General features: G+C 36.9%; 3 protein-coding genes and 1 pseudogene. All 4 read right to left on the bottom strand.

Annotated elements, in window-relative coordinates; genetic code table 11:
* The coding region (locus HMPREF0670_RS17325; RefSeq protein WP_232213952.1) for a hypothetical protein at positions 1 to 269 on the bottom strand (269 nt) is incomplete at its 3' end.
* Positions 270 to 824: 555 nt separating this feature from the next.
* A pseudogene (locus tag HMPREF0670_RS17320) lies at positions 825 to 1473 on the bottom strand (RHS repeat domain-containing protein); the annotation flags it as partial.
* A gap of 27 nt (positions 1474 to 1500) precedes the next feature.
* A complete protein-coding gene (locus tag HMPREF0670_RS17545; RefSeq protein ID WP_044078458.1) occupies positions 1501 to 1695 on the bottom strand; it encodes a hypothetical protein in 195 nt (64 codons plus the stop codon).
* 307 nt (positions 1696 to 2002) lie between these two features.
* Positions 2003 to 2906 (bottom strand): RHS repeat-associated core domain-containing protein (locus tag HMPREF0670_RS16830; RefSeq protein WP_316928779.1); only part of this gene is annotated, 904 nt, incomplete at its 5' end.

Genomic DNA, 2906 nt, shown 5'->3' with positions numbered 1-2906 from the left:
TTATTTATTATAGGCTTTGATATCATTGTTCCATAATGGATTGTAAGTAATCCTATTGAATCCGCAAAATAGTAGTCTCTAAAAGTTCCTTCCTCGTAGTGGAATTCATGGATTCTATACCCTTGGAATAGAGGGATAATTAACTTATACTTCCCGAATTCGATAGTATCCGTTATACAGGTTTGCCCATAACAAGCCATGCATGTTGTTTGAATAAGGACAAATAACCATAAATAGCGAATATCATTTTTCTTACTTCTTGTTTTCATTATAATTCCTTTCTGCTTCTGATACAACTTTCTTAATCTGAGGTGCCAACAGTACATTCTTGTCTTCTCGTCCCATAACTGTTACCATTTGTTGTAATTCCTCGTCCCATTCTACCGCCACCACAGTGGGTTGGTAATCATGACTTGCCTTTTTATAATCTCGTGTCAACTCATATATATAGGCATGTCCCATTCCCTCATGCGCAGTTGTCTTTGCTTGTTGCTTTTCACTAAGATTAATACCAACAATAATATGTACATCGTTATCTTTGGAAGGTTGGCTTTCTGCACCTGGGATTTCGGTTACCCCACGATAGAAATTAAAATCCCCATCCTTAAACTTTTTACCATGATCATCTTCCGATTTCACTTCAAATGAATAGGTTATGTCACTATTAGCTAGAGTTTTAATCGCTTGAATAATATCTGATTTACTATCTAACTTTTGGAGGCTGTGCACATCTAAGATGCCATTCTTATCAAACTTTACGTATTTAGCATCTTCTTTTGTTAAAATATTATAGATATTTGTCTGAGAATTAAGATCGGCTTTTACTTTTCTACCATCTGGATCTATTAATCTTATAGGATTATCTATACAATATACATAACTACCTGTTGATACATACTTCTCTGCCAACGGATCCACCCCATACCACAAACTCGTCCTTGGGTTCATGTATCTTGCCCCATAGTAGTACAGCCCCGTCTCTTGGTCAAACTCCTTGCCGTTGAATTTATACGGCATTTCCTCGGACGAAGAATGTTCATCCACGAGCAGTTCGCCGTAGGGCAGGTAAGCATCGAACTGGGTGATGTTGGCCTTGGAATCGGTGATGTAGGAGGTGCTGCCGAGGTGGTCACTATGATAGAAGAAGATGTCCTCATGATGTGCGGTGTCGGCAGGCACGTAGCCATAACCTGGTTGCGCATTGTCAGGGTCTTCGGGTTTCTGCCATTGGATGGGTGGTTCAGGGACATCTCCCTTGTCGTTGAACTTTGGACGTTGCACCCAACCTTCGGGCACAGAGTGGTCACCCAAATCTCCGATAATCTTGTTATAACCGCGACCGGTGTTGTCGGGATCCGCCGTGGCTCCTTTCATTGTTGGCACTCCAGGCGGTGTACCTAAGGACTTATAATACTCCTCACGCTGTGCTTCTATGTTCTGCATCCGGGCGGCATAATCACGCTGCCCTGCCGTTCCTTGGTCATTCATTACTATCGTAGCTTATCTTTTATACCTTTTAAATTTTCCTGACTCATACTTAAATGCAATAGACTCTTTGAAAATAAATAATGTATCATCATTTAATTGAGGAGATTCTTTTTTTAGATGAAGTTGGGCATTTATTGGTTTAATAAATAAATCAATGACATCATTGTTTACATTCCTGTTAAGTAAATAAAAGAATGTTCCATTCATAAGTATACAGCCCTTTATTTCAACTCCTATACCCCAAAAGAAATCTAAGCCTAAATATTGGTCAATAATATCATTATGAGAGTCTGTATGTGAGAGTATCAGATAAATGTCATTATCCTGTTTCTGAAAAGATAAAACATATATTCCCGAAATACATTTCTCGTCATTGGTAATAGAATCGATTATGATAGATAATGAATTATTTGTTGCACAATATAATGGAATAGAAACTCCTATACCGTTTTTACCTCATACTAAAGAGCAAGAAGTAAGACAAATCATTATACAAATTATTCGATACATATATCTATCGTTTTTGAGGTGGAACAACAACTTCATTCAATACCCCGGGAATATCATATTGGTCAAAACTTTTATATTCTATTCTATTGTAAATTTTTAATTCAATATTAGGATAGATACTTTTGGCATCTTTTGCGAATTTTATATCTCCCGGAGAATAACCTACACTCTCTGGAAGGTGTGAATGTATAGCATAATCAATAGTAAAATTATGATTATTTTTATATTTCTCAAATGTATATCTCATTCCTACTTCTGACCCCTCTTTATGTGAGGTTGAAATAAGATTGAAACTCGTATTGTCCTTTGAAGAGACTTTTGTATTAGACCATTCTACATCTGAGTTTTTTGCGAGAAACTCAAAAATATTAGATGCTATTTGCTCATCATCAACTGTATATAAATCAAACTCATACGTAGATATTTTATTCCCGTCGGCATCCTTTGATGTTCTACCTTGCACTTGTGTGGTAGTTTTACTCTCATTAAAGGACTTTGGCACATCAATCTTTGTGTTTTTATCTATTCCTCCTTGTCCATCATATGCAAAAATGGTATTAAAGTCATTGCTATTTTCTTTTATAAGTTTAATTTCTCCATCAAGATTCAATATATAATCATTTTTTCCATTGGGATCTATTAAATTGATGGGATTATTATGACAATAGATATATGGACTAATTTCTGGATACTTCTCCGCCAATGGGTCTACCCCCAGCCACATGGAGATTTTGGGATCCATGTATCTGGCTCCGTAATAGTATAAACCAGTTTCCTCGTCTAATTCCTTGCCGTTGAATTTGTAGGGCATATCCTCTGATGAGGAGTACTCATCTACCATGAGCTCACCATAGGGCAGGTAAGCATCGAATTGGGTAATATTGGCATCTTTGTCCGTGATGTAGCTT

It is taken from the genome of Prevotella sp. oral taxon 317 str. F0108 (genome assembly GCF_000162415.1).
Taxonomy (GTDB): Bacteria; Bacteroidota; Bacteroidia; order Bacteroidales; family Bacteroidaceae; genus Prevotella; species Prevotella conceptionensis.
The sequence above is the reverse complement of the archived record's forward strand: the minus strand, read 5'-3'. Positions and strand labels throughout refer to the sequence as shown.

Excerpts from the sequence above, each read along its gene's own strand:
- HMPREF0670_RS17545 (WP_044078458.1), bottom strand. The coding sequence starts at position 1,695 with ATGAATGGAACATTCTTTTATTTACTTAACAGGAATGTAAACAATGAT.